The sequence below is a fragment of the Sivoneniella epilithica UHCC 1019 genome (genome assembly GCF_040830845.1).
GTDB lineage: Bacteria > Cyanobacteriota > Cyanobacteriia > Leptolyngbyales > Leptolyngbyaceae > ULC077BIN1.
The window spans coordinates 1-5400 of sequence record NZ_JBFPDP010000098.1 but is presented as its reverse complement, the minus strand read 5'-3'; the positions used below and the strand labels follow the sequence as shown (position 1 = coordinate 5400).

The following is a 5400-nucleotide window of genomic DNA, read 5'->3' as shown; positions in this document are numbered from 1 at the left end:
GCCCACAACTTCCCGTTGGATTTGGCTGCGGGTGAGGCGACTCCAGTTGCTCTAGTGGCTCCTGCTATCAACGGCTAAGATTACAGTCTGGCTTTAACAAGGAAGGCGCTTCTCTCAATTGAGGAGCGCCTTTTCAGGTTTACCAGGTTTTAAGCAAGCTGGTTTGAGAAAGCTAGGTTATTGATTTGGACACTAAAACCGTAACGATCGAGGCACAGGCATCAGAAGAAACCTTTAAACAACTGATTGAAGCAGCAGGTCATCCAATTCGATAGTCAGTACATTGGGCTTAATTGTACCCAGCTAAATCATTGATTTAAATCGATGATTTAGCGCATGAGTACTAGCCATGTTCCGGCACCCACAACGCCATCTGAGGCAAGGCTAAATTTCTTTTGGGCAGCTTTGACAGCCGCTTGAGTTTCTGCACCGAATACTCCATCCGATGCGCTCTTCAAAAAGCCTAGTGCTTTTAAACGTTCTTGCAGTCCAGATACGGCTGAACCCTGCATTCCAATTCGTAAAATTGGGAAGGCGACTGGTTCTAGCTTGGTGGTTGACGTAGTAGCACTAGGGGATTTAGTGGCAGAATTCTTGCTTGGGGTTGCTGGAACAGCCAGGAGTTTAGCGGGAGGGTTAGCACTAGCTTGCTTGGGGGGAGCCGAGACTGGAGGGGTTTTGGGGGCAGAGATGACTGTGGGTGAGGGAGGGAGGAGCCGAGTCCAGGTTTCTGCGCCTACAATACCATCTGCGGGTAGTCCGGCAGCCTTTTGGAATTGGGTAACCGCGATCGCAGTCGATGGATCATATCCACCATTTAAGGCTCCCGTATAATAGCCCAGTAGTTTAAGAACGCCTTGTAGTTCAATCACTTCTGCCCCTTGACTGCCTGTGGTGAGTAATGGGCGACTTGGAGCTTTTGCACCCTTATCCGATCCACCTGTTGTTGGAGTGCTAGCAGCCGGGGGGGTGGGGGTTTGGCTGAAGGTTGGATCAGCGAGCACCAGACTCAAATAGCTTCCGGCACCGATCGCGATCGGTGTTAACAAACAGAATTGCCAAATTGTGAGGTGCCGTAGCATTTTGTGGATATCAACCATAGGGAAAATCCCAAATTAATCAATCAAGCTAGTTTGCGACCAGGAAATAAAGCTAGGGAAAGTAGCCTGTGCCAAACGAGTTTAACCTATCTCCCTAGAGCATCGTCTGCTATCAGACTGAATATTTAGCGCTACTATACAAAATCAGAGGCAGAATTCAAAGTGAAAGTTGCTTAAAATCTGTGAAATATTCACTCGTTAATCGGTTTCGGGGTTGCTTCCTGGGGTTGGCAATGGGGGAAGGCTTGGGAGGTCAGGTAAACCCGTCGCCTCACTGGTGCAATCCAGGAAAAGCTACTGTTTGCTCTCAGCTTCAGTGGACTGCTGTGACAATCTTGCAAGGAGAAAGGCTCGCTCAAGCAGGGCAGTGGATTGTTGAGGAAAATTTCCTACCAGAGAGTTTGAGGGAGAATCCAACGGGTTGCTTATCGGCTGGAGAACTGGCGATCGCAACCCTACCGATTACGCTGTTTTATCACGACAACCTGACGCAGCAACGCCATCATTTAGCGGCAACAGTAACGGCATGGGGTGGAGATCTTAGTACATCGGATGCAGTAATTGTCTTTGGCTATGCGATCGCCCAAGCAATTAAGGAGCAATTGAATCCTGCCTATTTGATCGCCCAAATCTTGACTTATCTTCATGTTTCATTACCTGAGTCAGCAGTCCGTTCAGCCGATCTAATTAGCACCTTAGAAACCTTAAAAAGTCTAGTAGCGCAAGGCTCAGAACTACAAAGCGCGATCGCGGCATTTCAGTTAGAGGCTGAAACTCAATCCATGACAGTAGAAATTGCGATCGCCCTCTACTGTTTCTTGCAAACTCCAGATACTATAGCTTTGGCACTAATTAGAGCCGTTCGGATGAGAGTGAAGCCTGAGATCGTGGGAGCGCTAGTAGGTGCCTTAGCTGGAGCCTATAACAGCAGTACCGGGATTCCTGCCGAGTGGCAGTGTGCCTTACAAGCCCCCTTTACAACCCCTGAAACCCCGCAGCGAATCCATTCTTTGTCTACTCATTTGGTTTCTGCTTGGTCGGGCATTTATGATCCCTTTATTGTGCAAGAAACAGAGATTCCTATCGTAACGGTTCCTTGGATTGTTCGGTCTCAGCGAATTGTGAGCTAGATTAAAAGACGATCTGCTCAGATTCGGTATGCTTTTTTGTAATTGAGTTTACTGTTAGAGTTCTGCTTGATTTGCTGCCTGCTTGATACACTGCTCCTATTTGCTGAGGGATTCGTGGCAAGTGATGAAAGTCCTTCAATCACTAGTACATCGGTTGGAAAAAACTCATTTACTGGATAACCTTCGTCCATTGAGTCACTATTCCAGTGCTTTTCACCAGGCAATTCGATCCTATAAGAATGCTTCTAATCCTACTGAGAATCAACGATCGCAGCCTTCTGTATCAGATGGAGACGCAGGCTACTGTACCCTTCCAGCTAGCCAATATCCACCCAAAATTAAACAGAGTTTCCTTAAAAAGGCAGGGCGATCGCCGCTAGTCTTAGGAATTGCCATTATTAGTTTGACCAGCACCTTTGGCTATCGTTTTTATAACGCACCTAAGCTTGATATTGGTAAAGCGGCTCCCCAAACCCTATATGCTCCGCTTTCAGCCAATGTGATCGATAAAAGCGCCACGGATTTGAACCGGAGTGCGGCTCGAAAGGATACCTTATCTGTTTTGATGCTGGATCAAACCGTTAACCAAACTGTCATGCGATCGCTGCAACAGCAACTCCAACAAGGGAGCGATTTGCGCCAAACTGCGGGCGCTTTTCCCTATGTTCGCACCAGCATCCTGACGCTTTTCACTCAAGCCTACCTGCGAAAACTGCCTGAATCTCAGTGGCAAGCATTATTAATTGAGGCAGATCGCGGCTTTTCCCAAAACCGATCTATTTCTAACCTAAAAACTGCGATTCCTGCTTCCTTAATGGATACAGCCGCTCAGAAAGCGATCGCCGAACTCCGAAATTATCGCCGTTCTGTAGAGATGAGCCGCTACTTGAGGCTGGTTCAATCTGTGAATGAATCTCAGTTGAAGTACGTGGCGGCTCTGGCATCCTCCACAGAACCAACCCCCGCTTTGCCGGACGAACTCAATGTAGTCCTGTTGGATTTGACCGATGCAGACTGGCAAACGGTGCGATCGCAGACTCCAAAAATTGCCGAGCGGATTTTGGCTCAGGGCATCTCTCCAGGACTGCCAGCATCCATACTTGCCGCAGCCGTTCAACTTCAGGTTAAAGGAGAATTTTCCAACGAGGCTGAAGCGATCGCCAGCAACCTTTTAATCTCACTATTACAGCCCAACTTAATTCAGGATGAAAACCAAACACGCGAACGCGCAGAGCAAGCCGCCCAAGGCATTCAGCCAGTCATGGTTTCGATTAATCGGGGTGAAAAAATTGTTCGCGCAGGCGATATAATTTCCTCTAAAGAATTTGCTTTACTGGATCATTTTGGCTTAAGTCGGCGCGGCATCGATTGGTTTGGTTTGGTGGGCTTCGGAGTTTTGATCAGTGGCTCGGTGGTGGTAGTGTGGTTTGTCAAACGCCGATTTCATCCCTCCCTCCGACGACGAGATGGCGTGTTGCTCTGGCTCCTGAGTTTAAGTACGCCGCTGTTAGTCGCGCTTCAGGTGCCATCGATTAATTTGCCAGCTATTGGACTGTTAGTCGGTGGCTTTTATGGCGCACCATTGGGGCTAACCGTAGCGGGGTTGCTAACGCTATTAGTCGCTGTTGGGATGGAAGTGACTTGGAGTACTTTGATCGCAAGTGCAACAACGGGGCTGATGTGCGGTTGGCTGGGGGGTAGATTGCGATCGCGGGAAGAACTAGCATGGCTGGGCGTGGGCGTGGGCGCACTGCAAGGGCTAATTTACCTGGTGCTGAACGTTGCCTCCGGCATTGTCTGGTATACCTTGCTCAGTGCTAGCGGCATTCAGGCGCTATTAGGGCTGGCATGGGTAATTGTGGCGCTAGGCATCAGTCCCTACTTGGAGCAACTATTTGATTTGGTCACAACCATCCGCCTTGTGGAACTTGCTAACCCTAACCGCCCCTTACTTAAACGGCTGGCATCCGAAGCTCCTGGCACGTTTCAACATACGCTATTTGTGGCAACCCTAGCAGAAGCTGCCGCCCGTGCGCTGGGTGGCAATGTGGAGTTAGTGCGGACAGGAACGCTCTATCACGATATTGGCAAAATGCATGATCCTCAAGGGTTTATTGAAAACCAAATGGGCGCTCCAAATAAGCACGACTTGATTAATGATCCCTGGATCAGCGCTGAAATTATTAAGAAGCATGTAACGGAAGGAATTGTAATGGCGCGTAAAGCTCGACTCCCTAAAGCTATCCGGGCGTTTATTCCAGAACACCAAGGCACCATGCTAATCGCTTACTTCTATCATCAGGCGCAACAGCAAGTAGAAAAACATTTTGATGAACCACAGCTTAATCCCGATGGAACTATCCTTAGCTTAAATGAGAATGATTTTCGCTACGACGGTCCGATTCCGCAATCGCGCGAAACGGGAATTGTCATGTTGGCAGATTCCTGTGAAGCTGCATTGCGATCGCTCAAAGATGCCACCCCCGAAGAAGCTCTCGCGATGATCAATAAAATTCTGCGCGCCCGTTGGCAAGATCAGCAACTCGTACAATCAGGGCTAACTCGGAATGAAATGACTGAAATCGCCACGATTTTTGTTCAGGTATGGCAACAATTTAACCATCAACGAATTGCCTACCCAAAATTGGCGATCGCGTCGCCCCCATCTTCCTAAAATTTGAATGGGTTGGTTTACTGTCGCTATTTCAGGTCAATTTTTTAAGTGAATCTGGCTTGTGGGCGGCTTCCCTGCCAGTTTTATCGCTCTCCACTAAATACTCAGGGTTATCTTTGCTTGCCGCAACGTGATGTCCTTTAATGTCCATGGGTTCAGTCAGTTTTTTCTTGACTATTCCTTTGATCTCACCCTGAGAACTTTTCCACTCAACGCGATCGCCCTTCTTCAGTTCGTCTGTCACAGTGAACACCTCTTTTTTCACGTCTCTTTCAAGTTATGAAGTCCATTGGATTGCAACCTCTCTCAAAAGTCGTGATCTGGCAAGCCCTTCATGCTGACCGGTTGATTTCTTCCACACTCCAAACTCCACGCTGCCTTAATTGCACTCAAAACTCAAAATTCTTAGCTCCCAACTCCCAACTCAAAACTCAAAACTCAAAACTCAAAACTCAAAACTCAAAACTCAAAACTCAAAACTCAAAACTCAAAACTC

The 5400-nt window shown here is 48.0% G+C and carries 5 protein-coding genes; 3 read left to right on the top strand and 2 right to left on the bottom strand.

Annotated features, from left to right (window positions below; all coding sequences use genetic code 11):
* Positions 1–329 precede the first annotated feature (329 nt).
* The gene (locus AB3R30_RS26640; RefSeq protein ID WP_458652230.1) at positions 330–1100 is read right to left on the bottom strand and encodes a peptidoglycan-binding domain-containing protein; all 771 of its coding nucleotides are present in this window, start codon (positions 1098–1100) and stop codon (positions 330–332) included.
* Positions 1101–1282: 182 nt separating this feature from the next.
* On the opposite strand from AB3R30_RS26640, the gene AB3R30_RS26635 reads away from it, so the two are divergent.
* Both AB3R30_RS26635 and AB3R30_RS26630 read left to right on the top strand, forming a co-directional pair.
* Positions 1283–2230 (top strand): ADP-ribosylglycohydrolase family protein, encoded by a 948-nt coding sequence (locus AB3R30_RS26635; RefSeq protein ID WP_458652229.1) that lies wholly within the window; start codon positions 1283–1285, stop codon positions 2228–2230.
* A 124-nt stretch (positions 2231–2354) separates the two neighbouring features.
* Positions 2355–4904, top strand: coding sequence for an HD family phosphohydrolase (locus AB3R30_RS26630; RefSeq protein WP_458652228.1), 2550 nt, complete (start codon positions 2355–2357; stop codon positions 4902–4904).
* 31 nt (positions 4905–4935) lie between these two features.
* Here the strand turns inward: AB3R30_RS26630 and AB3R30_RS26625 are convergent, their stop codons facing one another.
* Entirely contained in the window at positions 4936–5148 is a 213-nt protein-coding gene (locus AB3R30_RS26625; RefSeq protein WP_458652227.1) for a hypervirulence associated TUDOR domain-containing protein, read from the bottom strand.
* A gap of 35 nt (positions 5149–5183) precedes the next feature.
* On the opposite strand from AB3R30_RS26625, the gene AB3R30_RS26620 reads away from it, so the two are divergent.
* Positions 5184–5400 (top strand): hypothetical protein (locus AB3R30_RS26620; protein WP_458652226.1); only part of this gene is annotated, 217 nt, incomplete at its 3' end.